Below are 26,280 nucleotides of genomic sequence, written 5' to 3'. Positions count from 1 at the left end.
TTGTTATGTCTCAAACTGCCACACTGATTCTGACTCACGGAAAAATTCATACTCTCGAAAGACAAAACCCGCAGGTCGAGGCGGTGGCGATCGCCAATGGTAAGATCCTGGCGACCGGTAGCCACGATCGCATCATGAGTTTTGCCACCGACGGGACGCAGGTTGTCGATCTGCAAGGGCATACGGTGATCCCGGGCCTGAACGATTCGCACCTGCACCTCATTCGCGGCGGTCTGAATTACAACCTGGAATTGCGTTGGGAAGGCGTTCCGTCGCTGGCGGACGCGCTACGCATGCTCAAAGAGCAGGCTGACAGAACGCCATCGCCGCAATGGGTGCGCGTGGTGGGCGGCTGGAGCGAATTCCAGTTTGCCGAACGTCGCATGCCAACCCTCGAAGAACTGAATGAAGCTGCCCCGGATACCCCAGTTTTTGTTCTGCACCTCTACGACAGAGCTTTGCTGAACCGTGCCGCACTGAAAGCAGTCGGCTACACCAAAGCGACGCCGGACCCGGCGGGTGGTGAGATTGTGCGTGATAGCAACGGTAACCCAACCGGGATGCTGATCGCCAAACCCAACGCCATGATCCTTTATTCGACGCTGGCAAAAGGACCAAAACTGCCGCTGGAAATGCAGGTCAACTCGACCCGGCAGTTTATGCGCGAGCTGAACCGTCTCGGGCTGACCAGCGCCATCGATGCAGGCGGTGGTTTTCAGAACTACCCGGAAGATTACGAGATAATTGAGCAGCTACACGCCAACAAACAGATGACGGTGCGCATCGCCTACAACTTGTTTACCCAGCGTCCGCAGCAGGAACTGGAAGACTTTGAGCGCTGGACCGATATGCTCAAACCAGGGCAGGGGACCGACTTCTACCGTGCCAATGGGGCAGGGGAAATGCTGGTCTTCTCGGCCGCGGATTTTGAAGACTTTCTCCAGCCACGCCCGGATCTGCCGGAAGGTATGGAAGATGAGCTGGAGCGCGTGGTGCGCCACCTCGTGGAGCACCGCTGGCCGTTCCGCCTGCACGCCACCTACGATGAATCCATCAGCCGAATGCTCGACGTATTCGAGAAGGTGAATCGCGATATCCCGTTCAATGGCCTGCACTGGTTCTTCGATCACGCTGAAACGATTACCGAACGGAATATAGAGCGCGTAAAAGCGCTGGGGGGCGGGATCGCTGTTCAGCACCGTATGGCGTTCCAGGGCGAATATTTTGTCGATCGCTACGGCAAAGATGCGGTCAAACATACCCCGCCAGTGGCGAAAATGCTGGCGGCTGACGTTCCGGTAGGGCTGGGGACTGATGCCACCCGCGTGGCCAGCTACAACCCGTGGACAGCGCTCTACTGGCTGGTTTCGGGCCGTACTGTGGGAGGGATGGCGATGTACGATGATAACAATCGCCTGCCGCGCGATGTGGCGCTGGAATTGTGGACGGCCGGTAGCGCCTGGTTCTCCAGCGAACAGGGTAAGAAAGGGCGCATCGAGAAAGACCAACTGGCCGACCTGGTGGTGCTGTCTAAAGATTACTTCAGTGTGCCGGAAGAGGAGATCAAAGGCATAGAGTCGGTAATGACCATTGTCGATGGCAAAGTGGTGTATGCGGCCGGGCATTTCACTCCGCTGGCGCCGCCGGCCATCCCGGTTGTACCTGACTGGTCGCCGGTGGTAAAAGTGCCGGGGCACTATCGCTCAGCGCCGCCTGCTGCGGCGAAAATTGGCGCAATGGTGCAGATGCACCAGTGTTGCGGCAGCTGCGGCGTACACGGTCATCAGCATGATATAGCGCGTAAATCGGCAATTCCGGTGTCAGATGACCGGGCTTTCTGGGGCGCGCTTGGCTGCTCCTGCTTCGCGTTTTAATCCCTCATCACAGCCCCTGGCCAAACCCAGGGGCTGATTGTCTATTCTGAAAAGCGGTTCATCGTGTTAACCGATATGGCGCAACTGCAACAATTTGTGTCATTCTGGTCTGTCTTTATACAGTGAAGGTGGAAACATGGATGAGCTGCTAACCCTTGGCTGCATTGTATTATTCTTCGCGCTGGTAGTGGTTCCCGGCCTCGCGATCGTGGCATTCAGACGCAGTGCGGCTGTACGTTCTGAGCTGATGGCCTTGCGCTGTCGGGTAGAGGAGCTGGAGCTGCGCGGTGTGGCGCAGACCAGCGCCGTTGAGCCAACGGCAGCAAAAGATATTGTTCCTGCCGATGCGCCAACGGCTGCGATGAGCAGCGTATCGCCGGAGCCAGTAACTGAGCCGCCGCCTGAGCCCGTTAACACGTGGGTTTCACAGCCGAAGCCGGATAATGCGGCGGTATCTACGCCCGACGTCGAGCGGCCTTCTGCTTTTGGCGGGGTAATGTCATCGCTGGTGCGCTGGTTTATGCAGGGTAACCCGTTGGCAAAGCTCGGTATTTTGCTCCTGTTTTTGGGGCTTTCTTTCCTGCTGCGTTATACGGTCGAACATTCTCTGTTTCCGCTGGAGCTGCGTCTGGTGGCGGCCGCGCTGTTCGCTATTGTGCTGTTGGCGTTGGGCTGGCGGCTGCGGCATAAGCAACCGATCTATGCGCTGATATTACAGGGGGGAGCTACCGGAGCACTCTATCTCACCGTGTTTGGCGCGTTCCGGCTGTGGCAAATGCTGCCAATGACGCTGGCATTTGCGCTGCTGGTGGCGATTTGTGCGGCGAGTGTGGGGCTGGCTATTCTGCAAAAGGCGCTCAGCCTGGCGATGCTGGCAAGTCTTGGCGGTTATCTCGCGCCGCTGTTGCTTTCCACCGGCGGCGGCAGTCATGTCGCGCTCTTCTCATTCTATCTTCTGCTCTCGGTCGGCATTCTCGCCATCAGCATTTGGCAGCACTGGCGGGAGCTTAATCTGCTTGGCCTGCTGTTCACCTTCGGCGTTGGCGGGGTATGGGGCCTAGAGGGCTATCGACCAGAGTATTACCTGAGTTGCCAACTGTTCCTGATCGCCAACACGATTATTTTTGGCGTGCTGAGCGTGGCGTTGTCGCTCCGGGCGCAGGAAAAAGGCAAACAGATTATTGACGGCGTACTGCTGTTTGCCCCACCGCTGATCGGTTTTGGAATGCAGTATGCCATTACCCGGCATATGGCTTATGGTCCGGCGCTTAGTGCGCTGGGTTACGGTGGTTTCTATCTGGTGTTAGCAAAGTTTGCGTTGCGCCGTTCCTCTTCTCTGGGGAGACCTCTGGTATTGTCCGCCCTGGCGCTCGGTGGTGCGTTTACCACGCTTGCTATCCCGTTGGCGCTTTCAGCCCGTTGGACGGCGATGGCCTGGTCGCTGGAGGGGCTTGGGATCCTCTGGCTGGGCGTGCAACAACAGCAACGACGCATGAGTTATAGCGGTTCGGCGCTGCTCGTGCTGGCCGTGGGCAGCGCGCTATGGGCGCTGGCGAACGGAACAACCGCGCTCTCAGTCATGCTGATTTTTGCCGTGCTCAGCCTCAGTTGGCTGGTTGCTGCTTGGCTATGGCGCAACATTTGGATGCCGGGCAGTTGGGCGCTACTCGCTGGTGGTTTGGTTTTCTGGATTGTTGCGCTCGTTGCGGCATCGCAACTCGTTCTGAAACAGGAGCGGTGGGTACTGTCTGGCGTGCTGGCATTAATGGCGGTATCGAGCTGGGGCTGGCGAAGTATCGCGGGTCGCCTGGCGTGGCGGGAGCTGGATGCCAGTAAATGGCTGCTGTGGCCGATGATGCTGGTGATGCTGATGTATCAGATCGCTGTACAGCAGATTTTTGCGGCGGGCTGGCCGAATCTGGCCTGGTGCGCGGCGCTAATTGTTGCGGTAGCGCTGCTCTGGCGTGATGCACAAATATTACCGCCAATGCTTTCCAGACTGGCGCATTTATCGTTCTTCTGGATGATTTTACTGGCGCTCGCGGTTGAACTGTTCTGGTTCGCGCAGGGGCTGCCGTGGGGAAGGGCTGCGTGGGGTAGCGGCCTGATGATGGCGGCTGGCGGGCTGCTTATTTTCCTGATTTATCAGTCTGTTCATCGACAAATCTGGCCGTTTCGCATCTGGCCGGCCCTCTATTCTGTTCAGGCGATGGTTCCCGTTGTGCTGGTGCTGGTCGGTCTGCTCGTGCTGACGAATTTACAAGATGGCGTGGTTTATCGTCAGACTTATCTGCCGTTGCTCAACCCGCAGGAAGAGGGCGCAGCTTTTGCCCTGCTGGGCTTGGTGGTGTTTTATCGCGCGTCTGAACGCTATTTCCCGGTGCAGCTTTCGGTATGCCGCCCATGGCCGGTTGTGGCGCTGATGGCGCTCAGCTTTTGGTGGCTCAATGGTGTGCTGCTGCGCGCATTGTCCTGGTATGGCGAGGTTGCGTGGCGTGTAGACGCACTATGGGATTCACGGCTGATTCAAACCTGTTTTGCTCTGTTCTGGATGCTGGCGGCATTGGTGGTGATGCTGCGGGCGACCCGGCGCCGCTCGCGTCGGGAATGGCTGTGTGGCGCGGTATTGTTGGGGATAGTCATTGTGAAACTGATGCTGGTGGACAGCGCAGGAGGCGGCGGCCTGGCGCGCGCGGTTGCGTTTATCGGCGTGGCCATTCTGGTGTTGATTATCGGGTATTTTTCACCATTACCGCCCAAAGCTGGAGAAGAAAAATGAAATGGATGAAAGCGGTGTTATGCAGCGTACTGCTGGGCGCGACAGGCGCGGCGGTAAGCAGCGATGAAGTGAAAGAGTCTCCGGCGGACTACGTAACGGGGGTGACGCTGGAAACTACGGGCACATCGCCGTGGTATCGCGTTTCGCTACCTCCGGCGGTGTATCCGGGTACCGCCTGGGCGGATTTGCGCGATGTCCGGGTCTTTAACCATCTGGGGGAGACGGTGCCGTTTACTCTGGTGGCGCAGAAAACCCAGCCCGTTACGCCAGAGGCAGTGGCGCTGCGTTTTTTCCCGCTTGATATGTCACCGGTTGCGCCGCGTGAGGAGGGGCAACGAGGCGGAGACGCTATTGTTTTACGTTCGAAGAGCGGCATTGAAATTCATTTGCAAAGTGATGATGTCAAAGCGCTCGGCCAGAGCTATTTACTGACGCTCCCGGAAGAGACGAAAGATGCCTTTTCACTGGCGCAGTTACGCCTGAACTGGGACTCGCAGGCGGGCAACTGGCAGGGGAAAGCCTCGGTTTATGCAAGCAGTGATTTGCGCTACTGGCGACCCGTGCAGGAAGATGCGCCGTTAATGGATCTGACGCGTGATAACGATCGCCTGAAAATGGACACCATCAGCGCCAGCCTCACGCTCTCTGTGGAGGCGACTCGCTACCTGCTGGTGATCCTCGACTCGCAAAGTCCGGCGCTGACGTTAAACAGCGTGAGCGCGATAGCGGCCAGCAGCGAGCCGGAATCCGAGCGTATCGTGATTGAAGCCCAGGGGAATAAGGTTTCGGATGACGAAGCCGTCTGGCGATGGGCGCAGCCCCAGCCGCTGACCTCGCTTCGCATCGATCTGGAAAGTGAAGGTGTTTTACCGGTGGAACTGGCCTGGCGCAGCGCTGAAAAAGAGCCCTGGCAGCCGCTGACAAAAACCATGCTTTACAATCTGGACTGGAGGAGTGCGGAAGATATTCATCTTTCCGGTCAGTTGGTTGAGGCCGTCCGGATGACGACCATTAACGCCCGGTTGCCAGAGAGGCTGCCTGAGTTGAGCGGCATGCGCGACAGTTATCAACTGGTGTTTAATACGCAGGGCAAAGGGCCTTATATGCTGGCGTGGGGAAACCGGGCGGCGAAAAAGGCTGATGTTGGTCTCGATATGCTGATCCCGGCGTCGCTGCGTAAATCGCAGGAGATAGATTATCTACCGTGGGCGACTCTTCAGGAGAGCGTGGCGCTTGGTGGTGAAGCGCGATTGACGGCAACGTCAGTAGCTGAGCAACAAAGCCAGTGGAAAACGCTGTTGGTGTGGGGGGCGTTAATTCTTGGGGTCGCCGTACTGGCGCTTATGGCGTGGCGAATCTGGCGTGAAGTGAAAAAGGATAATCCGACATAGACCAATAAAAAAGGCCCGCATTTGCGGGCCTCTTACGATTCATGCCAATTACAGGCTGGAAACGTTCTCGGTCAGGTATTTTGCCACGCCGTCCGGAGACGCGTTCATACCTTCTTTACCTTTTTCCCACTGTGCCGGGCAAACGTCGCCGTGCTCTTCGTGGAACTGCAGCGCGTCAACCATGCGCAGCATTTCGTCGATGTTACGACCCAGCGGCAGATCGTTAACCACCTGGTGGCGAACAACGCCGTTAGCGTCGATCAGGAAAGAACCGCGCAGAGCAACGCCCGCTTCCGGGTGCTCGATGCCGTAGGCTTTCTGGATTTCGCGTTTGATGTCAGCAACCATTGCGTATTTCACTGCACCGATGCCGCCTTTGTCGACAGGGGTGTTACGCCATGCGTTGTGGACAAATTCAGAGTCGAAGGAAACGCCAACAACTTCCACGCCGCGCTTCTGGAATTCTTCGTAACGTTTGTCGAAAGCGATCAGTTCAGACGGGCAAACGAAGGTGAAGTCCATCGGCCAGAAGAACAGAACGGTAGTTTTACCGTTGGTATGCTGTTTGAAGTTGAAGTTTTCAACGATCTCACCGCTACCCAGTACCGCAGCTGCTGTGAAATCCGGAGCCTGACGAGTTACCAGTACCATATAATTCTCCTGCAATGTTAAGGGGTTTTTGGAACGCAACGCGGGCCAGTATAGAGAGTGTTCGGGAATAAGACAAAGAGGCGCTGGCAATCAATGAGACAGGTTTTGTCTATCAATCTTTTGCCGGATGGCGGCTACTGCTTATCCGGCGGCTAATACGGGCTGTAGTCAAAGGGTTTTACGCTGCGCCTGTTCCATCATTTGCGGATAAAACTGCCAGAATCGTTCCTCTAACGCATCGTAATGCGTATCCAGGTCATACCATGAGTCACGCAGGGCATCGAGTCGTGGGCGGCGGCTGGCCATGCCATTCAGGACGTTCTGGATAAAATCCATGTCCCGATAGCGCTCAAGCCATTTCTCTGACCATATATAGTTGTTTAAATTGATAAAGCGCGGTGGCGATTCAGGCAAAATAGTGGTCACCTGGGTGCGAGCATAGCGCACAAAGTCCGCCAGCGGGAAGTCGGGGGATATTTCCGACCAGTGGCGCGACAGAAAATGATCCCACATTACGTCCAGCGTAATTGGCGCGACACGGCGCGTTTCGCTGCGAAACCACTCTTTGGCTTCACGCACCTGCGGCAGGTTATCGGTCATCACGTCGATACGACGGTGCATGAAGATGCCTTCTACCACGTCAGGCGAAAAGTGCGTTTCCGGATTGCCCCGGACAAAGTCGGCCAACAAATTGCCGGAAAGCGAGCTGTCGGCAAGGTGAGCCAGATGCAAATGTGCAAGAAAATTCATATCCACTTCATCCTTCAAACTGCCTCTTTGTTGGCTGCCTTCTCTCACCCCTGTCACTTACTTGAGTAAGCTCCCGGGGACTCATTCAGTTGCCGCCTCGATGCATCTTGAATGATTTTGTGTATAGATTATGTCTTTTAACTTGAGGGGTAAAGGTTGCAGGGAGGACGCCCCGGCACTAGACTACCCGCCTCTTATTTTAGTCTGAGTCAGTGTCATGCGCGTTACCGATTTCACCTTTGAACTACCCGAATCCCTGATTGCCCACTATCCGCAAGCTGAGCGCAGTAGTTGCCGCTTGCTGTCTTTGGACGGGCCGACGGGCGCGCTGACGCACGGTACTTTCACCGATTTGCTCGATAAGCTCAACCCTGGCGATTTGCTGGTCTTTAACAACACCCGCGTTATTCCGGCGCGTCTGTTTGGCCGTAAAGCCAGCGGCGGCAAGATCGAAGTGCTGGTCGAGCGTATGTTGGATGACAAACGTATTCTGGCGCATATTCGCGCCTCGAAAGCGCCAAAGCCGGGGGCCGAGCTGCTGCTGGGCGACGACGAAAGTATTAAAGCAACGATGGTGGCACGCCATGACGCGCTGTTTGAAGTCGAGTTTAACGACGAGCGCAGCGTGCTGGATATCCTTAACGCCATCGGCCATATGCCGCTGCCACCGTATATTGACCGTCCGGATGAAGATGCCGATCGCGAGCTGTATCAGACCGTGTATAGCGAAAAACCGGGTGCGGTCGCCGCGCCGACTGCGGGTCTGCACTTTGACGATCCGCTGCTGGCTAAGCTGCGCGATAAAGGCATTGAAATGGCGTTCGTCACGCTGCACGTGGGCGCGGGGACTTTCCAGCCGGTGCGCGTAGACACCATCGAAGATCACATCATGCACTCCGAATATGCGGAAGTGCCGCAGGATGTCGTTGATGCTGTGCTGGCGGCGAAAGCGCGCGGCAACCGCGTGATTGCGGTGGGCACCACCTCCGTACGTTCACTGGAAAGCGCGGCGCAGGCGGCCAAAAACGACCTTATCGAGCCGTTTTTCGGCGATACGCAAATATTCATTTATCCTGGCTATAAATATCAGGTGATTGATGCCCTGGTAACCAACTTCCACCTGCCGGAATCAACGCTGATCATGCTGGTTTCCGCGTTTGCTGGTTATAAAAACACCATGCACGCCTATCATGAAGCGGTAAAAGCGGAATATCGCTTTTTTAGTTACGGTGATGCGATGTTTATCACGTACAATCCGCAGGCTATTTCTGAGCGTGTCGGGGAATAAATCCGCGATATGAGTATTTAAAACGTCGGACTGTTTTTCTGACGCAGGAGTTAAGATGAAATTTGAACTGGATACCACAGACGGTCGCGCTCGCCGCGGCCGCCTGGTTTTTGATCGTGGCGTAGTAGAAACACCTGCTTTTATGCCGGTCGGTACTTACGGCACCGTGAAAGGCATGACGCCGGAAGAAGTTGAAGCAACTGGCGCGCAGATTATCCTCGGTAACACCTTCCACCTGTGGCTGCGCCCGGGGCAGGAAATCATGAAACTGCATGGCGATCTGCACGATTTTATGCAGTGGAAAGGGCCAATCCTCACCGATTCCGGCGGCTTCCAGGTTTTCAGCCTGGGTGATATCCGTAAGATTACCGAGCAGGGCGTGCATTTCCGTAACCCAATCAACGGCGATCCGATTTTCCTCGATCCCGAGAAGTCGATGGAGATTCAATACGATCTCGGTTCCGATATCGTCATGATCTTCGACGAATGTACACCGTATCCGGCCGACTGGGACTATGCTAAACGCTCGATGGAGATGTCTCTGCGTTGGGCGAAGCGCAGTCGGGATCGTTTTGATAGCCTCGGCAACAAAAATGCGCTTTTTGGCATCATTCAGGGCAGTGTTTACGAAGATTTACGTGATATCTCCGTTAAAGGTCTGGTAGACATCGGTTTTGATGGCTACGCTGTCGGCGGTTTGGCTGTCGGTGAGCCGAAGGAAGATATGCACCGCATCCTGGAGCATGTATGCCCACAGATTCCGGCAGATAAACCTCGTTACCTGATGGGCGTCGGCAAACCAGAAGATCTGGTTGAAGGCGTACGTCGCGGTATCGATATGTTTGACTGCGTGATGCCAACGCGAAATGCCCGTAATGGTCATTTGTTTGTGACTGACGGCGTGGTAAAAATTCGTAACGCGAAACATAAAAGCGACACCAGTCCGCTCGATGCTGAGTGTGATTGCTACACCTGTCGCAATTATTCGCGCGCTTACTTGCATCATCTCGACCGTTGCAACGAAATATTGGGCGCGCGACTCAACACGATTCATAACCTTCGCTACTACCAGCGTTTGATGGCGGGTTTACGCAAGGCTATTGAAGAGGGTAAATTAGAGAGCTTCGTGACCGATTTTTACCAACGTCAGGGTAGACCAGTTCCACCTGTGAACGTTGATTAATTTTAATAATGAGGGAATTTGAATGAGCTTTTTTATTTCTGATGCGGTAGCGGCAACAGGTGCTCCGGCGCAGGGCAGCCCGATGTCTCTGATTCTGATGCTGGTGGTGTTTGGTCTGATTTTCTACTTCATGATCCTGCGCCCGCAGCAAAAGCGCACCAAAGAACACAAAAATCTGATGAACTCCATTGCGAAAGGCGATGAAGTGCTGACTAACGGTGGTCTGGTGGGTCGCGTGACCAAAGTAGCAGAATCTGGCTACATCGCTATCGCGCTGAACGACACCACTGAAGTGGTTATTAAACGTGATTTCGTAGCTGCCGTTCTGCCGAAAGGCACCATGAAGGCGCTGTAATTTATTGTTTTCCCAAAGGGAACTGCCGTGTTAAACCGTTATCCTTTGTGGAAGTATGTCATGCTGATCGTCGTTATTGTCGTCGGTCTGCTCTATGCGCTTCCCAACCTGTATGGTGAGGATCCGGCTGTTCAAATCACTGGCGTGCGCGGTGCCGCCGCCAGTGAGCAAACGCTGATCCAGGTCCAGAAAACGTTACAAGAAGATAAAATCACACCTAAGTCTGTGGCTCTGGAAGAGGGTGCTATTCTTGCGCGCTTCGACTCCACTGATACCCAACTGCGCGCACGTGAAGTGTTAATGGGCGTATTGGGCGATCAATACGTCGTGGCGCTTAACCTTGCACCGGCAACTCCACGCTGGCTGGCAGCCATTCACGCAGAACCGATGAAACTCGGTCTTGACCTGCGTGGCGGCGTTCACTTCCTGATGGAAGTGGATATGGACACCGCGCTGAGTAAGTTGCAGGAACAAAATATCGATAGCCTGCGCAGCGATCTGCGTGAAAAAGGCATTCCTTATACTACCGTTCGCAAAGAAGATAACTACGGTCTGAGCATCACCTTCCGTGATAGCAGCGCCCGTGATGAAGCTATCTCTTACCTGAGCAAGCGTCACCAGGATCTGGTTATTTCCAGCCAGGGCAGCAATGCTCTGCGTGCGGTGATGACCGATGCGCGCCTGAGCGAAGCCCGTGAGTACGCGGTACAGCAGAACATCAACATTCTGCGTAATCGTGTTAACCAACTGGGTGTTGCTGAGCCGGTGGTCCAACGTCAGGGTGCTGACCGCATTGTGGTCGAACTGCCAGGCATTCAGGATACCGCGCGTGCGAAAGAAATTCTGGGCGCTACCGCGACGCTGGAATTCCGTCTGGTGAACACCAACGTTGACCAGTCTGCTGCGGCATCCGGGCGTGTACCGGGTGATTCGGAAGTGAAACAGTCTCGTGAAGGTCAGCCGGTTGTGCTGTACAAACGCGTGATCCTGACCGGTGATCATATCACCGACTCCACTTCCAGCCAGGACGAATACAATCAGCCGCAGGTTAACATCTCGCTGGATAGCGCGGGTGGTAACATCATGTCCAACTTCACCAAGGACAACATCGGTAAGCCGATGGCGACCCTGTTCGTGGAGTACAAAGACAGCGGTAAAAAAGATGCCAACGGTCGCGCAGTGCTGGTGAAACAGGAAGAGGTGATTAACATCGCCAACATCCAGTCTCGCCTGGGCAACAGCTTCCGTATCACCGGTATTAACAACCCGAACGAAGCGCGTCAGCTTTCTCTGCTGTTACGTGCCGGTGCGTTGATTGCGCCGATTCAGATTGTTGAAGAACGTACCATCGGTCCTACCCTGGGTATGCAGAACATTAAACAGGGTCTGGAAGCGTGTCTGGCCGGTCTGGTGGTGTCTATCCTGTTCATGATCTTCTTCTATAAGAAGTTCGGTCTGATCGCGACCAGTGCGCTGATTGCTAACCTGGTACTGATTGTCGGTATTATGTCGCTGCTGCCGGGCGCTACGCTGAGTATGCCGGGGATTGCGGGGATCGTCTTAACCCTTGCCGTCGCGGTCGATGCGAACGTACTGATTAACGAACGTATCAAAGAAGAGTTGAGTAACGGGCGTTCGGTGCAGCAGGCCATCAATGAAGGTTATGCGGGTGCATTTAGCTCCATCTTTGATGCGAACATTACGACGCTGATTAAGGTCATTATCCTGTACGCAGTTGGCACCGGGGCAATTAAAGGGTTCGCGATTACTACCGGTATTGGTGTGGCGACGTCGATGTTTACCGCGATTGTCGGTACACGTGCCATCGTAAACCTGTTGTATGGCGGCAAGCGCGTCAAAAAGCTGTCAATCTGAGGAGTGCGAAGTGGCACAGGAATATACTGTTGAACAATTGAACCACGGCCGTAAAGTCTGGGACTTTATGCGCTGGGACTACTGGGCTTTCGGCATTTCAGGTTTCCTGCTGATTGCGGCCATCGTGGTGATGGGCGTACGCGGGTTTAACTGGGGTCTCGATTTCACCGGTGGTACGGTAATTGAAATCACGCTGGAAAAACCGGCCGATATGGACGTGATGCGCGATGCGCTGGAGAAAGCGGGCTTTGTTGATCCGCTTCTGCAGAACTTCGGCAGCAGCCACGACATTATGGTGCGTATGCCGCCAACTGAAGGCGCAGACGGCGGTCAGGTACTGGGCAGCAAAGTGTTGAGTGTGATTAACGAATCCACCAACCAAAACGCCGCGGTGAAACGAATTGAATTCGTGGGTCCGAGCGTGGGTGCAGACCTGGCGCAAACCGGTGCAATGGCGCTGATGGCGGCGTTAATATCCATCCTGGTGTACGTCGGTTTCCGCTTTGAGTGGCGACTGGCGGCAGGGGTAGTTATCGCTCTGGCGCACGACGTGATTATCACACTTGGGATCCTGTCGTTGTTCCATATCGAGATTGATCTGACTATCGTCGCATCGTTGATGTCGGTAATCGGTTACTCGCTGAACGACAGTATCGTCGTATCTGACCGTATTCGTGAAAACTTCCGCAAAATTCGTCGCGGTACGCCTTACGAAATCTTTAACGTGTCATTGACTCAGACGCTGCACCGTACGTTGATTACGTCCGGTACGACGTTGATGGTTATTCTGATGCTGTTCCTGTTCGGTGGTCCGGTACTGGAAGGCTTCTCGCTGACGATGCTGATCGGTGTTTCCATCGGTACTGCATCTTCTATCTACGTAGCATCGGCGCTGGCGCTGAAGCTGGGTATGAAGCGTGAGCACATGCTGCAGCAGAAGGTTGAGAAAGAAGGGGCGGATCAACCGTCAATTCTGCCTTAAACTATTAAGAGTGAAGATACTGGAATCCCGATCACAAGGTCGGGATTTTTTTTGCCTGCGATTTGCTAGCAGTCCATTATCTTATCCGGTCGCCATACTACTGACAGTATGCTGTCAGTAGCCCTGTCTTATAGTCCTTCTGAGATTACCCACACAGGCAGGAGGAAGTATGAATAACGTAATTAGCTGGTTTGAAATCCCCGTGGCACAAATGGAGCGCGCCATTGCTTTTTATGAGCCAGTGATGCAGGTTTCTTTGCGTCGTGAGAATATGGACAGCGCGGAGCTGGCCGTATTTCCACATCAGGATCCCGCTCCCGGCGGGGCGCTGGCTAAATTTGACGGTATTACGCCTTCAGCGCAGGGCGCTATTATTTATCTGCATACGGATGATTTGGCTGCAACGCTTAAACGCGTCGCCACCGCTGGCGGTCAGTGCGTGTTTGGTCCGCTCGAACTGGGGCAGGATATTGGCACTATTGCGCTGTTTACTGACAGCGAAGGCAATCGTGTTGGTTTACATCAACCCGCGTAATATTTTCAGGACTGAGGATTAAAATGACCAGACGCGCCGACCGCTTGTTTCAGATTGTACAAATCCTGCGTGGCAGGCGAGTGACAACGGCGGCGCTGCTGGCAGAACGTCTTGAGGTTTCTGAACGGACGATTTATCGCGATATCCGCGATCTCTCTTTATCCGGCGTGCCTATTGAAGGAGAAGTGGGCAGTGGATACCGCTTAATGGCGGGGTTTGATCTGCCGCCGTTGATGTTAACGCATCGCGAATCAGAAGCGTTAATGGTAGCGATTCGTTTGCTGAAAACATGGGGCGGGGATTCACTCTCACAGGCGCTGGAATCCGCGCAGGAAAAAGTGCTGGCGATATTGCCGCCAGAGTGTCGGCGCAGAGCCGAGCAAACGCGGGTTTTCGCGCCAGATTTTGGCAATCAGCCGCATTCACGCAGTGCTTTTGATCTCATACATCGCGCGGTTTCGGCGCAGCATGTGTTGGCGCTGCATTATCGCGACGAGTCCGGGAATCTCTCCTGGCGCGACGTTCAGCCGCTGGGGCTATTTTTCTGGGGTGAGCACTGGTTGCTGGTTGCCTGGTGCGAGAAACGTAACGATTATCGCTGCTTTCGCGTTGATCGGTGTCTGAAGATCACGCCGCTCGACAGGCATTTTCGTGAATCTGCGGATCGCTCGCTGAGTGACTTTTTACGTAAAGTACGCTGTGAAGATCAGCCATAAAAAAGCCAGCGGTTAAGCTGGCTTGTCTGCGATAAATTGGCAGGATTAGAAGTTGTAACCTACGACCAGGTAACCACCCCAACCGGTAGATTTCGCGCTGAAGTCGCCTTCGCCCCAGTTCAGAGTATCTCCACCTTTCCACTGGCCGCCGTTATGGAAATAACGCGCTACTACGGAGTAGTGCCAGTGATCGTAGTTCAGCGCCAGGACGTGGCTGGAAGCGATAGAGTTGCTGGTGCGGTTCGGATCATCACCCAAATCGGAGCCCCAGTCGAAGTTGGTGAAGCCGATGTAGGTCAGTTGGCCGCCCCAAACCTGGGTGATCGGCACAAAGTATTTCACTTTGAAACGGTAGCCATCCCACTCGTTTTCGTTGGATGCTCCATAGTTCTGCCACTGGTATTTAGCATACACGTTCAGGGACAGACCCATCGGCAGACCGGTATCGATATCGGTACCCAGACCCATATACCAGGTGCTCTGGCGGCTGGCTTTGTTATCACCCATATCGTAGATGTAGTTGTTGGCGAAATACCATTCTTTGAACGGACCAAAGCTCAGGTCAGCACCGGTCAGTTTATCGATGGAGAAACGCGGTTCGATTTCCATAAACAGCGGGGAACCGTCAGACCAGATGCCTTTATCGTTGCCGTTACCCCAGTCGAAGGTTTTCGGAATATCGATGTAGCCATAGAAGTCAAACCAGTCTTTTTTGGCAAACGCTTCGTATTCCAGATAAACGTCGTTGTTCAGTTTCGGGGAGAAACGGGTGTGGTAGCTTCCCACTACGTTGACGCTCTGGTGCCACCAGTCGGACAGATATTGCGGTTTGTCATTTTCTGCAGCGTTGGCAGTAAAAGACGAGGAGAGCGCCAGCACTGCACCGGCTGCAAGTAATGTTTTTTTCATATGTATGCCACTGTTTGAAATCCCTTTCGGGAGTGAAAAAGGCGCAAATTGCGTTTCTAAATATTTCGTGTTTCTTCGGAGCCTATTATAAAAATCATTGTTCACAAAAATATGTGTTGTTTCACAGTTCTATCATTTACGTAATCGATTGCGTTCACGTTTGCTTACTTTAGGCGGCGAATTGTACTGGCTCCCATGAATGTTGCCAAGTTTTACCAGAAATATCGGTTATGTCAGGTGAGTAACAAAACGGGCCGGAGTGATGTTGCGGAACGCACAAAACGTCCCGCAAAAAAGTTTATTGATTAACAGGCTGGATGTCGTGGATACGAACAAATCCTAACTGGTCCGGAGAGAGGCCATTTATCTGCAGCGGAATGTCTACGTCGCTGGGAGCAAGGATACTTGCCGGGGCCGTTACCAATTGGTTCTGAACGTTCGTTTCCTGATAGTTATCCGTGGTGCCCTGAATTTGTCCATACTCGACGGTGGCGCTAAAGGCGGGTAAAGGCGTAGTGGATTCACCCTGAATACGTAATGTGAGCCGCGTGCCGTCGGCGTTCGGCGCAATATTGACAAGTGACATCCGTAACATGCCAATCTGGCTGTCCAGTCGGGCTGGTGTATTGGAACCCGGCAGCAGATAGGCTCCGCTGGTTGATTTGGCATTCAACATATTTTGTTGTGTAATTTTTACCGTTTCCTGATTTAGCTGTGTCATCTCTTTATTCAACGTACTAACGCTTTGATGCATCTGGCGTACTTCGCTTTGCTGTGCGCATGCGCTAAGACTAAAGAGACTTCCCACCAGGAGAATTCTTAGGTAACGTCTTGTCATTGTGATTACTTCCTTCATTGTCGCGATAGCATAATGGTAGTGCGCACCGAGCACGAAGGCATCGATCCTTTGTCTCAAAAGCGCTGCGCCTTTGTTGTCACGCCAGTTCAGGGTAAAATAGATTTCTGTTAACCACTGAGGACAGGACGCCGTATGCATTGCCCATTCTGTTTCGCCGTAGACACTAAGGTAATTGACTCTCGTCTTGTAGGCGAGGGCTCCTCAGTACGCCGCCGTCGGCAGTGTCTGGTCTGTAACGAACGTTTCACCACTTTTGAAGTGGCTGAACTTGTCATGCCACGCGTTGTGAAAAGCAACGATGTGCGTGAACCCTTTAATGAAGATAAGCTGCGCAGCGGCATGCTCAGAGCGCTTGAGAAACGTCCGGTCAGCTCAGATGACGTCGAAATGGCGTTGAACCATATCAAATCACAACTGCGTGCGACTGGCGAGCGTGAGGTGCCGAGCAAGATGATCGGCAACCTGGTGATGGAGCAGTTGAAAAAACTCGATAAAGTCGCCTACATCCGCTTTGCCTCGGTTTACCGGAGTTTCGAAGATATCAAAGAATTTGGCGAAGAGATTGCTCGCCTACAGGACTAAGCCATGCAGGATGAATTGTACATGGCGCGCGCGCTGAAGCTTGCTGCGCGCGGACGTTTTACCACTCACCCCAATCCCAACGTGGGCTGTGTGATTGTCAAAGATGGGGAGAGCGTCGGTGAAGGGTATCATCACCGCGCGGGCGAACCGCATGCCGAAGTCCACGCTCTGCGCATGGCTGGAGAAAAAGCGCAAGGGGCGACTGCCTATGTAACGCTTGAACCCTGCAGCCATCATGGTCGTACCCCCCCGTGCTGCGATGCGCTGATTGCCGCAGGCGTGTCACGTGTGGTTGCAGCGATGCAGGATCCCAATCCGCAGGTAGCAGGTCGTGGTCTCTACCGTTTGCAGCAGGCGGGCATTGACGTCAGTCACGGGCTGATGATGAGCGAGGTTGAGCAGCTTAATAAAGGCTTTCTCAAGCGTATGCGTACGGGATTCCCCTACGTGCAGCTTAAACTTGGTGCGTCGCTTGATGGGCGTACGGCGATGGCCAGTGGTGAAAGCCAGTGGATAACCTCGCCGCAGGCGCGTCGCGATGTGCAACGATTACGGGCGCAAAGCCACGCCATCTTAACCAGCAGCGCTACGGTGTTGGCTGACGACCCTCAGCTTACCGTGCGTTGGTCGGAACTTGGGGAGTCAACCCAGGCGAGTTACCCGCAGGAAAATCTGCGCCAGCCTATCCGCATTGTTGTTGATAGCCAGAATCAGGTCACGCCGGAACACCGTATTGTGCAACAGCCTGGAGAAACCTGGATTGCCCGGACAAAAGATGATCCTCGTAGTTGGCCGGAGACGGTGCGCAGCCTGAAGGTGCCGGAACATAACGGGCATCTGGATCTGGTGGTGCTGATGATGCTACTGGGCAAGCAGCAAATTAACAGCATTTGGGTTGAAGCAGGTCCAACGCTTGCGGGCGCGTTATTACAGGCCGGTCTGGTCGATGAGCTAATCGTGTATGTTGCGCCTAAACTGTTAGGCAGCGATGCACGAGGATTATGTGTGCTTCCAGGCCTTGAGAAACTGGCTGACGCCCCCCATTTCAAATTCAACGAAATACGCCATGTAGGTCCGGACCTTTGCCTGCATTTAGTGGGCGCATGATCTCCCGGTTCGAAAGGGAAGCAGCGCACAGATTATTATGATAAAATCCGCCCCCCTGCGGGGTCTAGTGAATCCGAAGGAAGAATATGAACATTATTGAAGCTAACGTTGCTACCCCGGACGCTCGCGTCGCCATCACCATTGCGCGTTTCAACAACTTTATCAATGACAGCCTGCTGGAAGGTGCGATCGACGCCCTGAAACGTATTGGTCAGGTTAAAGATGAAAACATTACCGTCGTTTGGGTTCCGGGCGCGTATGAGCTGCCGCTGGCAGCCTCAGTACTTGCAAAATCCGGTAAATACGACGCGGTGATTGCGTTAGGTACGGTGATTCGTGGTGGTACCGCGCACTTCGAATATGTGGCTGGCGGTGCAAGCAATGGCCTGGCGCATGTCGCTCAGGACAGTGGCATTCCGGTAGCCTTCGGTGTTCTGACCACCGAAAGTATTGAACAAGCCATCGAACGTGCTGGCACTAAAGCTGGCAACAAAGGCGCAGAAGCTGCACTGACTGCACTTGAAATGATTAATGTATTGAAAGCCATCAAGGCCTGATTTTTGTAAGGGGAAATCCGTGAAACCTGCTGCTCGTCGCCGCGCCCGTGAGTGTGCCGTCCAGGCGCTCTACTCCTGGCAGTTGTCCCAGAACGACATCGCTGATGTTGAATACCAGTTCCTGGCGGAACAGGACGTAAAAGATGTCGACGTTCTGTATTTCCGTGAACTGCTGTCCGGGGTGGCGACTAACAGCGCGTACCTGGATGGATTAATGAAGCCTTATCTGTCTCGTCTGTTGGAAGAGCTGGGTCAGGTAGAAAAAGCCGTGCTGCGTATTGCGCTGTTTGAACTGTCTAAACGTAGTGATGTGCCGTACAAAGTGGCCATCAACGAAGCGATTGAACTGGCGAAAACCTTCGGCGCTGAAGACAGCCATAAATTCGTGAACGGCGTACTGGATAAAGCAGCACCTGTGATTCGCCCCAACAAAAAGTAATCCCGAGGCCGGCTGGATGGTGGAACTTGTTTCCGCTGCCCCCGGCTTTTTCTTTTTTTTCTGCTGAGGCATAACGTATGGCATGCGGCGAATTTTCCCTGATTGCCCGTTATTTTGACCGCGTAAGAACGTCTCGTCTTGATGTCGAAACCGGTATTGGTGACGATTGCGCACTTCTGAACATCCCTGAAAAACAGACGCTGGCGATCAGCACCGATACGCTGGTGGCAGGCAACCACTTCCTCCCCGACATTGATCCCACCGATCTCGCCTGGAAAGCGCTGGCGGTGAATTTGAGCGATCTGGCGGCGATGGGAGCCGATCCTGCGTGGCTGACGCTGGCGCTCACACTGCCTGACGTCGATGAAGCCTGGCTTGAAGCCTTCAGCGATAGCCTGTTTGAACTCCTCAATTACTATGATATGCAGCTGATAGGTGGTGACACCACGCGTGGGCCACTGTCGATGACGCTGGGTATCCACGGCTACGTCCCTGTTGGACGGGCCTTAAAACGCTCCGGTGCGAAACCGGGGGACTGGATTTATGTGACCGGTACGCCGGGCGACAGCGCGGCCGGGCTGGCGATTTTGCAGGATCGCTTGCAGGTGGCAGATGCAAAAGACGCAGACTATCTGCTTAAACGTCATCTGCGTCCAACGCCGCGTATTTTGCAGGGACAAGCCCTACGCGATCTGGCCAGTGCGGCTATCGATATTTCCGACGGCCTGATTTCCGATCTGGGGCATATCGTCAATGCCTGCGGCTGTGGGGCGCGGGTTAACGTCGATGCGTTGCCATACTCCACGGCATTTGCCCAACACGTTGAGCCGGAACAAGCCCTGCGCTGGGCGCTTTCGGGGGGGGAAGATTATGAGTTATGCTTTACCGTACCGGAAATTAACCGTGGCGCACTGGACGTGGCGCTGGGAAATCTCGGCGCATCGTTTACCTGCATTGGGCAGATGAGCGCGGACGTGGAAGGCATTCACTTTACGCGCGACGGAAAACCCGTCACGTTCGACTGGAAAGGATATGACCATTTTGCCGCGCCTTAAAAAAGATGTCGCCAAAAGCCGCCTGAGTATGCGCAATCCGTGGCACCTGTTGGCCACCGGTTTTGGCAGCGGGCTGAGCCCAATTGTTCCAGGCACGATGGGATCGCTGGCGGCGATCCCTTTTTGGTATTTAATGACGTTTCTGCCGTGGCAGCTGTATTCACTGGTGGTCATGTTGTCTATCTGTATCGGCGTTTATCTGTGCCATCAAACGGCGAAAGATATGGGCGTGCACGATCACGGTAGCATTGTTTGGGACGAGTTTGTCGGGATGTGGATAACCCTGATGGCGCTGCCGACCCACGACTGGCAGTGGGTCGCCGCGGGATTTGTGATTTTCCGTATTCTGGATATGTGGAAGCCGTGGCCGATCCGTTGGTTCGATCGCAACGTGCATGGCGGTACGGGGATCATGATTGATGATATTGTGGCCGGAATACTCTCCGCCGGAATTTTGTATTTTATCGGCCATCACTGGCCGGTAGGGATCATTTAAATAGGTTTGCCGGATGGCAGCGTAAACGCCTTATCTGGCCTGGAAACACGATGGCGGTTTCGTAGGCCCGATAAGCGTAGCGCCATCGGGCAATGCCAGATTATTTAAATCCGACCACCGGATGCTGTTTGTACGGCGTTTCCAGCTCGGCAATCTGCTCTGGCTTCAGCGTCAAATCCACCGCATTAAGTAACTCATCCAGCTGTTCCTCGCGCGAAGTGCCGATAATCGGCGCTGCCACCCCCGGTTTGCTTAGCAGCCAGGCCAGCGCAACCTGCGCACGCGTTACGCCTAATTCCTCACTGACACCGGTCAGCCGCGCGGCAATTTGCGCGTCGTTTTCATCGCTCTCAGAGTATAAATTTTTACCGACTTCATCAGAAACCAGACGTGCGGTCGTTTCTCCCCAGGGGCGCGTCAGGCGACCACGCGCCAGCGGACTCCAAGGGATCACCGCGACGCCTTCCTGATAGCAAAGCGGCAGCATTTCGCGTTCTTCCTCACGGTAGATCAGGTTGTAGTGATCCTGCATGCTAACGAACTGCGCCCAGCCGTGTTGTTTCTGTAAAGCCAGCGCCTGAGCAAACTGAGACGCGTGCATGGATGAGGCGCCAATATAGCGAGCTTTACCGGCTTTCACTACGTCGTTAAGGGCTTCCAGCGTTTCTTCGATAGGCGTATTGTAATCCCAGCGGTGAATTTGCAGGATGTCCACATAGTCCATACCCAGGCGTCTGAGGCTATCGTCGATTGAGCGCAAGATTTGTGCGCGGGATAATCCTTCCGCTAAATCATCAACCTGGTGAAAAACCTTGGTGGCGACCACGACCTCTTCGCGGCGGGCGAAATCACGCAGCGCGCGGCCGACAATCTCTTCGCTGCTACCAGCGGAGTAGCTGTTGGCGGTATCAAAAAAGTTAATGCCGCCTTCAATAGCGTGTTTGATTATCGGGCGGCTGCTTTCTTCAGGTAGCGTCCAGGCGTGATTGCCGCGATTGGGCTCGCCAAACGTCATGCAACCCAGGCAAAGGCGGGAGACCCGTAGGTCGGTTTTTCCTAAGGTGTTGTATTTCATTAATCCACTCCTGCTATGCTCGTGATGAGTTAAGCATAGCAGGAGCGGGGAGGGGATTATGCCAGCCAGGCCTTGATTTTGGCCTCAATTCCAGTGGCATTAAGTCCCAGTTCGGCGCGAGCCTCGTCCTGAGTCCCCTGCGGGATGAAGAAGTCAGGCAGGCCAATGTTCAGCACCGGAACAGGCTTGCGATGGGCCATTAGCACTTCGTTTACGCCGCTACCAGCGCCGCCCATAATGGCATTCTCTTCGAGGGTGACCAGCACCTCGTGTTGGGCTGCCATTTCGAGGATCAACGTTTCATCCAACGGTTTCACAAAGCGCATATCAACCAGCGTGGCGTTCAGTGACTCTGCGACCTGAGCGGCTTCCGGCATTAGGGTGCCGAAGTTGAGGATCGCTACTTTCGCACCGTGACGCTTCACGATGCCTTTGCCGATTGGCAGATGTTCCAGCGGCGCCAGCTCAACGCCCACCGCGTTACCGCGCGGATAACGTACGACCGTTGGACCGTCGTTGTAGTGATAGCCGGTGAACAGCATCTGGCGACATTCGTTCTCATCGCTTGGGGTCATAATGACCATTTCCGGGATACAGCGCAGGAAAGAGAGGTCGAACGCCCCTTGGTGGGTTTGTCCATCTGCGCCAACGATACCCGCCCGGTCGACGGCGAACAGGACCGGCAGTTTCTGGATGGCGACATCATGCAGTACCTGATCGTAAGCGCGTTGCAGGAAGGTGGAGTAAATAGCCACGACCGGCTTATAACCGCCAATCGCCAGACCGGCCGCAAACGTCACCGCGTGCTGCTCGGCAATCGCCACATCAAAGTAGCGGTCCGGGAACTTACGTGAGAACTCCACCATACCGGAGCCTTCGCGCATCGCCGGGGTGATCGCCATCAGCTTATTGTCTTTCGCCGCGGTCTCACACAGCCAGTCACCGAAGATTTTTGAATAGCTCGGCAGGCCGCCGCTGCTTTTCGGCAGACATCCGCTGGATGGATCGAATTTGGGTACCGCGTGGAACGTAATCGGATCTTTTTCCGCAGGCTCGTAGCCACGACCTTTTTTGGTCATGATGTGCAGGAACTGTGGACCTTTGAGATCGCGCATGTTCTTAAGCGTGGTGATAAGCCCCAGCACGTCGTGACCGTCCACCGGACCAATATAGTTAAAGCCCAGCTCTTCAAACAGCGTACCCGGCACAACCATGCCTTTGATGTGCTCTTCGGTACGTTTGAGCAGTTCTTTAATCGGTGGTACACCGGAGAACACTTTCTTCCCGCCTTCGCGCAGCGAGGAGTAGAGTTTGCCAGAGAGCAGTTGCGCCAGGTGATTGTTCAGCGCGCCGACGTTCTCTGAAATCGACATTTCGTTGTCGTTGAGGATAACCAGCATGTCGGGCTTAATATCACCCGCGTGGTTCATCGCTTCAAATGCCATGCCTGCGGTGATTGCACCGTCCCCAATCACACAAACGGTACGGCGTTCCTTGCCTTCTTTCTCGGCGGCAACCGCAATACCGATACCTGCGCTGATGGAGGTTGAGGAGTGCCCAACGCTCAGTACGTCATATTCGCTCTCACCGCGCCATGGGAATGGATGCAAACCGCCTTTCTGCCGAATGGTGCCGATTTTATCGCGGCGGCCGGTCAGAATTTTGTGCGGGTAAGCCTGATGTCCCACATCCCAGATTAACTGGTCAAACGGGGTGTTGTAGACGTAGTGCAGCGCTACGGTGAGTTCCACCGTGCCCAGACCAGAGGCGAAGTGCCCGCTGGAACGGCTTACGCTGTCGAGCAAATAGCGGCGCAGTTCGTCGCAAAGCTTTGGCAGGCTCTCTTTTGGCAGCAGGCGTAACTCCTGAGTGGAGTCGACCAGCGCCAGGGTCGGGTATTTGGCTATATCAAAACTCATCGCAAGCTCATGGGATATGTTGGTTTATTTATCACGCTGGATTATGTAGTCCGCTAGCGCTTCCAGTGCCGAGGTATCGAGTGACTGTGCGGCCAGCAAACTTAGCGACTGGCGGGCATCCTCAATTAAATCCCGGGCTTTATTCTGGGCTTGCTCAAGACCCAGAAGTGCAGGATAGGTACTTTTGCCAAGCTGCTGGTCAGCACCCTGACGTTTACCCAATGTTGCAGTATCGCCTACCACATCCAGGATGTCATCCTGAACCTGGAAGGCCAGACCGATGCTTTCTGCGTACTTGTCGAGTATTGCCAGGCATTCTCGCCCTTTATCGCCTGCGCTTAACGCACCCAGACGCACGGCGGCGCGAATCAATGCCCCGGTTTTATGGCGGTGAATACGCTCCAGCGCATCCAATTCTACCTGATGGCCTTCAGCGTCCAGATCCAACGCCTGACCGCCGCACATACCGGCGATACCGCTGGCCTGGGCCAGTTCAGAGATCATCGCGATGCGGTCACGATCAGAAACTTCCGGCATCGGGGCGTCGCTGATAATGGAGAACGCCAGCGTCTGTAGCGCATCTCCAGCCAGGATCGCATTAGCCTCGCCAAATTTTACGTGGCAGGTCGGCAGACCGCGGCGCAGGTCATCGTCGTCCATCGCGGGTAAGTCATCGTGCATCAGCGAATAGGCATGGATACACTCGACGGCGGCAGCGGGAGCATCAAGCGTACTCAGGCTGACGCCAAACATCTGACCGGTCGCATACACCAGAAACGGGCGCAGACGTTTACCGCCTAATAATGCGCCATATTGCATGGTTTCGACCACGGGAGTGTTCTGAAAGGGCAATGGCGCGATAAAACGGCTCAGTGCCTGGTTGGCCTGCTCAACGCAAGCCTGTAGCTGCTGCGTAAAATCCATTTACTCATTATCCGGTGTGAAAGGCGTAAGGGCGGCGTCTTCAGTATCTGACAGCAGGATTTGTACGCGCTGTTCAGCCTGTTGCAACTTGACCTGTCCCTGACGTGCTAACTGTACGCCACGTTCAAATTCGTTCAACGCTTCTTCCAGCGGCAGGTCGCCGCTTTCCAGACGGGTAACAATCTGTTCCAGGTCGCTCAGCGCTGTTTCAAAACTGGCTGGCGCTTCATTTTTCTTCGGCATAATGAATGTCTGACTCTCTGTATTGGCAGCACAAGGCTATGGTAACGGACTCGCACTGATAAGCAAATAACGCACAATGGTAAGGCGATGTGCACAGGATGACCATGATGGTGGTATACTTGCGCGCCTGGATGCAGCCGCAGGGTATGGGCTGCTGTATTTTTTTCCATTACAAGTCATTCAGACTTGCCAAAGAACCATTGCCGCCATGAAGTTTATCATTAAATTGTTCCCAGAAATCACCATCAAAAGCCAATCTGTGCGTTTGCGCTTTATAAAAATTCTGACAGGGAACATTCGTAACGTTTTAAAGCACTATAATGAAGACCTTGCCGTTGTCCGCCACTGGGATCACGTTGAGGTTCGCGCTAAAGATGAAAGCCAGCGCCTGGATATTCGCGACGCGCTGACCCGTATTCCGGGGATCCACCATATTCTCGAAGTTGAAGACGTGCCGTTTACCGATATGCACGATATTTTCGAGAAAGCGCTGGTGCAGTATCGCGATCAACTGGAAGGCAAAACCTTCTGCGTACGCGTTAAGCGTCGCGGTAAGCATGAGTTTAGCTCTATTGAGGTGGAACGCTATGTTGGCGGTGGACTGAACCAGCATATTGAATCCGCGCGCGTGAAGCTGACGAAGCCGGACGTGACGGTTAATCTTGAAATCGAAAACGACCGTCTGCTGCTGGTTAAAGGCCGCTATGAAGGTATTGGCGGTTTCCCGATCGGGACGCAGGAAGATGTACTGTCGCTGATTTCCGGTGGTTTCGACTCCGGCGTGTCCAGCTATATGCTGATGCGTCGCGGTTGCCGTGTGCACTACTGCTTCTTTAATCTCGGCGGCGCAGCGCATGAAATCGGCGTTCGTCAGGTGGCGCATTATCTGTGGAACCGCTTTGGTAGCTCGCATCGCGTGCGTTTTGTCGCGATCAACTTTGAGCCGGTGGTTGGCGAGATCCTGGAGAAAGTCGACGACGGTCAGATGGGCGTGGTCCTTAAACGTATGATGGTTCGTGCAGCGTCGAAAGTCGCTGAGCGCTACGGCGTACAGGCGCTGGTAACCGGTGAAGCGCTGGGCCAGGTGTCCAGCCAGACGCTGACCAACCTGCGCCTGATCGATAACGTTTCTGACACCCTGATCCTGCGCCCGCTTATCTCCCATGATAAGGAGCACATCATTAATCTGGCGCGTGAAATTGGTACTGAGGACTTTGCCCGTACCATGCCGGAATACTGCGGTGTGATTTCAAAAAGCCCGACGGTGAAAGCGATTAAAGCGAAGATTGAGGCCGAAGAAGAAAACTTCGATTTCTCTATCCTCGATAAAGTGGTTGAAGAAGCGAACAATATCGATATTCGTGATATCGCCCAGCAGACGCAGCAGACCGTGGTGGAAGTGGAAACCGTGAGCGGCTTCGGCCCGAACGATGTGATTCTGGATATCCGCTCTGTGGATGAACAGGATGACAAACCGCTGAAGGTTGACGGTGTGGACGTCGTTTCTCTGCCGTTCTACAAACTGAGCACCAAATTCGGCGATCTGGACCAGAGTAAAACCTGGCTGCTGTGGTGTGAACGCGGGGTGATGAGCCGTCTGCAGGCGCTGTATCTGCGCGAGCAGGGCTTTGAAAACGTGAGGGTATATCGCCCGTAGTGACTTTTGCCTGAGGGTGCTGCGCTTATCAGGCCTGCAAGCGGTATGTTTTGTAGGCCTGATAAATTGTTTACGCTGC

General features: G+C 54.3%; 25 protein-coding genes. 17 read left to right on the top strand and 8 right to left on the bottom strand.

The features are described 5' to 3' along the window. Positions 1-5 precede the first annotated feature (5 nt). From OGW44_RS18870 to OGW44_RS18860, 3 genes are all read left to right on the top strand, one after another. Complete coding sequence (locus OGW44_RS18870) at positions 6-1,874, top strand: amidohydrolase (protein ID WP_016155848.1); 1,869 nt, start codon at positions 6-8, stop codon at positions 1,872-1,874. A 136-nt stretch (positions 1,875-2,010) separates the two neighbouring features. Continuing rightward, entirely contained in the window at positions 2,011-4,653 is a 2,643-nt protein-coding gene (locus tag OGW44_RS18865; RefSeq protein WP_185654219.1) for a DUF2339 domain-containing protein, read from the top strand. Further along, positions 4,650-6,044 carry a DUF3999 domain-containing protein gene (locus OGW44_RS18860; RefSeq protein WP_016155850.1) on the top strand — a complete coding sequence of 465 codons (1,395 nt, stop codon included), beginning with the start codon at positions 4,650-4,652 and terminating at the stop codon, positions 6,042-6,044. Before OGW44_RS18865 ends, OGW44_RS18860 begins: the two co-directional genes overlap by 4 nt. A 48-nt stretch (positions 6,045-6,092) precedes the next feature. On the opposite strand, the gene OGW44_RS18855 is transcribed toward OGW44_RS18860, so the two are convergent. Both OGW44_RS18855 and acpH read right to left on the bottom strand, forming a co-directional pair. Continuing rightward, complete coding sequence (locus OGW44_RS18855; RefSeq protein ID WP_003021524.1) at positions 6,093-6,695, bottom strand: peroxiredoxin; 603 nt, start codon at positions 6,693-6,695, stop codon at positions 6,093-6,095. A gap of 168 nt (positions 6,696-6,863) precedes the next feature. After that, complete coding sequence (gene acpH, locus OGW44_RS18850; RefSeq protein WP_016155851.1) at positions 6,864-7,445, bottom strand: ACP phosphodiesterase; 582 nt, start codon at positions 7,443-7,445, stop codon at positions 6,864-6,866. A 217-nt stretch (positions 7,446-7,662) separates the two neighbouring features. On the opposite strand from acpH, the gene queA reads away from it, so the two are divergent. The 7 genes from queA to OGW44_RS18815 all read left to right on the top strand — a co-directional run bounded on the left by queA (position 7,663) and on the right by OGW44_RS18815 (position 14,379). Then, positions 7,663-8,733: a tRNA preQ1(34) S-adenosylmethionine ribosyltransferase-isomerase QueA gene (gene queA, locus OGW44_RS18845; protein WP_003021529.1), complete on the top strand. Its 1,071-nt coding sequence runs from the start codon at positions 7,663-7,665 to the stop codon at positions 8,731-8,733. A 55-nt stretch (positions 8,734-8,788) separates the two neighbouring features. Continuing rightward, positions 8,789-9,916, top strand: a complete 1,128-nt coding sequence (tgt, locus tag OGW44_RS18840) for a tRNA guanosine(34) transglycosylase Tgt (RefSeq protein ID WP_003021535.1) — start codon at positions 8,789-8,791, stop codon at positions 9,914-9,916. A gap of 22 nt (positions 9,917-9,938) precedes the next feature. Beyond that, complete coding sequence (gene yajC / locus OGW44_RS18835) at positions 9,939-10,271, top strand: preprotein translocase subunit YajC (protein WP_003021544.1); 333 nt, start codon at positions 9,939-9,941, stop codon at positions 10,269-10,271. A 27-nt stretch (positions 10,272-10,298) separates the two neighbouring features. Further along, positions 10,299-12,146 carry a protein translocase subunit SecD gene (secD, locus tag OGW44_RS18830; protein ID WP_003021547.1) on the top strand — a complete coding sequence of 616 codons (1,848 nt, stop codon included), beginning with the start codon at positions 10,299-10,301 and terminating at the stop codon, positions 12,144-12,146. Between the two features lie 10 nt (positions 12,147-12,156). Further along, positions 12,157-13,128, top strand: coding sequence for a protein translocase subunit SecF (secF, locus tag OGW44_RS18825; RefSeq protein WP_003021550.1), 972 nt, complete (start codon positions 12,157-12,159; stop codon positions 13,126-13,128). A gap of 169 nt (positions 13,129-13,297) precedes the next feature. Then, a complete protein-coding gene (locus tag OGW44_RS18820; protein ID WP_016152028.1) occupies positions 13,298-13,663 on the top strand; it encodes a VOC family protein in 366 nt (121 codons plus the stop codon). Positions 13,664-13,686: 23 nt separating this feature from the next. Then, complete coding sequence (locus OGW44_RS18815; protein ID WP_049270178.1) at positions 13,687-14,379, top strand: helix-turn-helix transcriptional regulator; 693 nt, start codon at positions 13,687-13,689, stop codon at positions 14,377-14,379. Positions 14,380-14,424: 45 nt separating this feature from the next. Here the strand turns inward: OGW44_RS18815 and OGW44_RS18810 are convergent, their stop codons facing one another. Next, positions 14,425-15,288: a nucleoside-specific channel-forming protein Tsx gene (locus OGW44_RS18810; protein WP_003021561.1), complete on the bottom strand. Its 864-nt coding sequence runs from the start codon at positions 15,286-15,288 to the stop codon at positions 14,425-14,427. A gap of 298 nt (positions 15,289-15,586) precedes the next feature. Continuing rightward, positions 15,587-16,126: a SadB/YajI family lipoprotein gene (locus tag OGW44_RS18805; RefSeq protein WP_016155853.1), complete on the bottom strand. Its 540-nt coding sequence runs from the start codon at positions 16,124-16,126 to the stop codon at positions 15,587-15,589. Positions 16,127-16,279: 153 nt separating this feature from the next. Here OGW44_RS18805 and nrdR point away from each other — a divergent pair, with 153 nt between their 5' ends. The 6 genes from nrdR (at position 16,280) to pgpA (ending at position 20,383) form a co-directional block, all read left to right on the top strand. Further along, positions 16,280-16,729: a transcriptional regulator NrdR gene (nrdR, locus tag OGW44_RS18800; RefSeq protein WP_016152032.1), complete on the top strand. Its 450-nt coding sequence runs from the start codon at positions 16,280-16,282 to the stop codon at positions 16,727-16,729. Positions 16,730-16,732: 3 nt separating this feature from the next. Next, the gene (gene ribD / locus OGW44_RS18795) at positions 16,733-17,836 is read left to right on the top strand and encodes a bifunctional diaminohydroxyphosphoribosylaminopyrimidine deaminase/5-amino-6-(5-phosphoribosylamino)uracil reductase RibD (protein WP_185654220.1); all 1,104 of its coding nucleotides are present in this window, start codon (positions 16,733-16,735) and stop codon (positions 17,834-17,836) included. A gap of 86 nt (positions 17,837-17,922) precedes the next feature. Continuing rightward, positions 17,923-18,393 (top strand): 6,7-dimethyl-8-ribityllumazine synthase, encoded by a 471-nt coding sequence (ribH, locus tag OGW44_RS18790; RefSeq protein ID WP_016152034.1) that lies wholly within the window; start codon positions 17,923-17,925, stop codon positions 18,391-18,393. Between the two features lie 19 nt (positions 18,394-18,412). Then, on the top strand, positions 18,413-18,832 hold the full coding sequence (nusB, locus tag OGW44_RS18785; protein WP_000801129.1) for a transcription antitermination factor NusB: 420 nt from the start codon (positions 18,413-18,415) through the stop codon (positions 18,830-18,832). A 77-nt stretch (positions 18,833-18,909) separates the two neighbouring features. Next, entirely contained in the window at positions 18,910-19,887 is a 978-nt protein-coding gene (gene thiL, locus OGW44_RS18780) for a thiamine-phosphate kinase (protein ID WP_075846808.1), read from the top strand. After that, entirely contained in the window at positions 19,865-20,383 is a 519-nt protein-coding gene (pgpA, locus tag OGW44_RS18775; RefSeq protein WP_016152036.1) for a phosphatidylglycerophosphatase A, read from the top strand. Before thiL ends, pgpA begins: the two co-directional genes overlap by 23 nt. 100 nt (positions 20,384-20,483) lie before the next feature. On the opposite strand, the gene yajO is transcribed toward pgpA, so the two are convergent. From yajO to xseB, 4 genes are read right to left on the bottom strand one after another with little or no spacing between them, the layout of a single operon-like run. Continuing rightward, positions 20,484-21,458: a 1-deoxyxylulose-5-phosphate synthase YajO gene (gene yajO, locus OGW44_RS18770; protein WP_131347881.1), complete on the bottom strand. Its 975-nt coding sequence runs from the start codon at positions 21,456-21,458 to the stop codon at positions 20,484-20,486. Positions 21,459-21,514: 56 nt separating this feature from the next. Further along, positions 21,515-23,377, bottom strand: coding sequence for a 1-deoxy-D-xylulose-5-phosphate synthase (gene dxs / locus OGW44_RS18765; protein WP_049042283.1), 1,863 nt, complete (start codon positions 23,375-23,377; stop codon positions 21,515-21,517). 24 nt (positions 23,378-23,401) lie between these two features. Then, positions 23,402-24,301 (bottom strand): (2E,6E)-farnesyl diphosphate synthase, encoded by a 900-nt coding sequence (ispA, locus tag OGW44_RS18760; protein ID WP_016152039.1) that lies wholly within the window; start codon positions 24,299-24,301, stop codon positions 23,402-23,404. Next, a complete protein-coding gene (gene xseB, locus OGW44_RS18755; protein ID WP_016152040.1) occupies positions 24,302-24,544 on the bottom strand; it encodes an exodeoxyribonuclease VII small subunit in 243 nt (80 codons plus the stop codon). A gap of 208 nt (positions 24,545-24,752) precedes the next feature. On the opposite strand from xseB, the gene thiI reads away from it, so the two are divergent. Next, the gene (gene thiI, locus OGW44_RS18750) at positions 24,753-26,201 is read left to right on the top strand and encodes a tRNA uracil 4-sulfurtransferase ThiI (protein WP_185654221.1); all 1,449 of its coding nucleotides are present in this window, start codon (positions 24,753-24,755) and stop codon (positions 26,199-26,201) included. Positions 26,202-26,280 lie beyond the last annotated feature (79 nt).

The organism is Citrobacter sp. Cb023, assembly GCF_030336805.1.
Classification (GTDB): domain Bacteria; phylum Pseudomonadota; class Gammaproteobacteria; order Enterobacterales; family Enterobacteriaceae; genus Citrobacter; species Citrobacter braakii.
This window is presented reverse-complemented; position numbering and strand designations above follow the sequence as displayed.

Bases quoted from the DNA above. Each gene is read 5' to 3' on its own strand.
- OGW44_RS18870 (WP_016155848.1), top strand. From the start codon at position 6: ATGTCTCAAACTGCCACACTGATTCTGACTCACGGAAAAATTCATACT.
- OGW44_RS18865 (WP_185654219.1), top strand. From the start codon at position 2,011: ATGGATGAGCTGCTAACCCTTGGCTGCATTGTATTATTCTTCGCGCTG.
- OGW44_RS18860 (WP_016155850.1), top strand. From the start codon at position 4,650: ATGAAATGGATGAAAGCGGTGTTATGCAGCGTACTGCTGGGCGCGACA.
- OGW44_RS18855 (WP_003021524.1), bottom strand. From the start codon at position 6,695: ATGGTACTGGTAACTCGTCAGGCTCCGGATTTCACAGCAGCTGCGGTA.
- acpH (WP_016155851.1), bottom strand. From the start codon at position 7,445: ATGAATTTTCTTGCACATTTGCATCTGGCTCACCTTGCCGACAGCTCG.
- queA (WP_003021529.1), top strand. From the start codon at position 7,663: ATGCGCGTTACCGATTTCACCTTTGAACTACCCGAATCCCTGATTGCC.
- tgt (WP_003021535.1), top strand. From the start codon at position 8,789: ATGAAATTTGAACTGGATACCACAGACGGTCGCGCTCGCCGCGGCCGC.
- yajC (WP_003021544.1), top strand. From the start codon at position 9,939: ATGAGCTTTTTTATTTCTGATGCGGTAGCGGCAACAGGTGCTCCGGCG.
- OGW44_RS18820 (WP_016152028.1), top strand. From the start codon at position 13,298: ATGAATAACGTAATTAGCTGGTTTGAAATCCCCGTGGCACAAATGGAG.
- OGW44_RS18815 (WP_049270178.1), top strand. From the start codon at position 13,687: ATGACCAGACGCGCCGACCGCTTGTTTCAGATTGTACAAATCCTGCGT.
- OGW44_RS18810 (WP_003021561.1), bottom strand. From the start codon at position 15,288: ATGAAAAAAACATTACTTGCAGCCGGTGCAGTGCTGGCGCTCTCCTCG.
- OGW44_RS18805 (WP_016155853.1), bottom strand. From the start codon at position 16,126: ATGACAAGACGTTACCTAAGAATTCTCCTGGTGGGAAGTCTCTTTAGT.
- nrdR (WP_016152032.1), top strand. From the start codon at position 16,280: ATGCATTGCCCATTCTGTTTCGCCGTAGACACTAAGGTAATTGACTCT.
- ribD (WP_185654220.1), top strand. From the start codon at position 16,733: ATGCAGGATGAATTGTACATGGCGCGCGCGCTGAAGCTTGCTGCGCGC.
- ribH (WP_016152034.1), top strand. From the start codon at position 17,923: ATGAACATTATTGAAGCTAACGTTGCTACCCCGGACGCTCGCGTCGCC.
- thiL (WP_075846808.1), top strand. From the start codon at position 18,910: ATGGCATGCGGCGAATTTTCCCTGATTGCCCGTTATTTTGACCGCGTA.
- pgpA (WP_016152036.1), top strand. From the start codon at position 19,865: ATGACCATTTTGCCGCGCCTTAAAAAAGATGTCGCCAAAAGCCGCCTG.
- yajO (WP_131347881.1), bottom strand. From the start codon at position 21,458: ATGAAATACAACACCTTAGGAAAAACCGACCTACGGGTCTCCCGCCTT.
- dxs (WP_049042283.1), bottom strand. From the start codon at position 23,377: ATGAGTTTTGATATAGCCAAATACCCGACCCTGGCGCTGGTCGACTCC.
- ispA (WP_016152039.1), bottom strand. From the start codon at position 24,301: ATGGATTTTACGCAGCAGCTACAGGCTTGCGTTGAGCAGGCCAACCAG.
- xseB (WP_016152040.1), bottom strand. From the start codon at position 24,544: ATGCCGAAGAAAAATGAAGCGCCAGCCAGTTTTGAAACAGCGCTGAGC.
- thiI (WP_185654221.1), top strand. From the start codon at position 24,753: ATGAAGTTTATCATTAAATTGTTCCCAGAAATCACCATCAAAAGCCAA.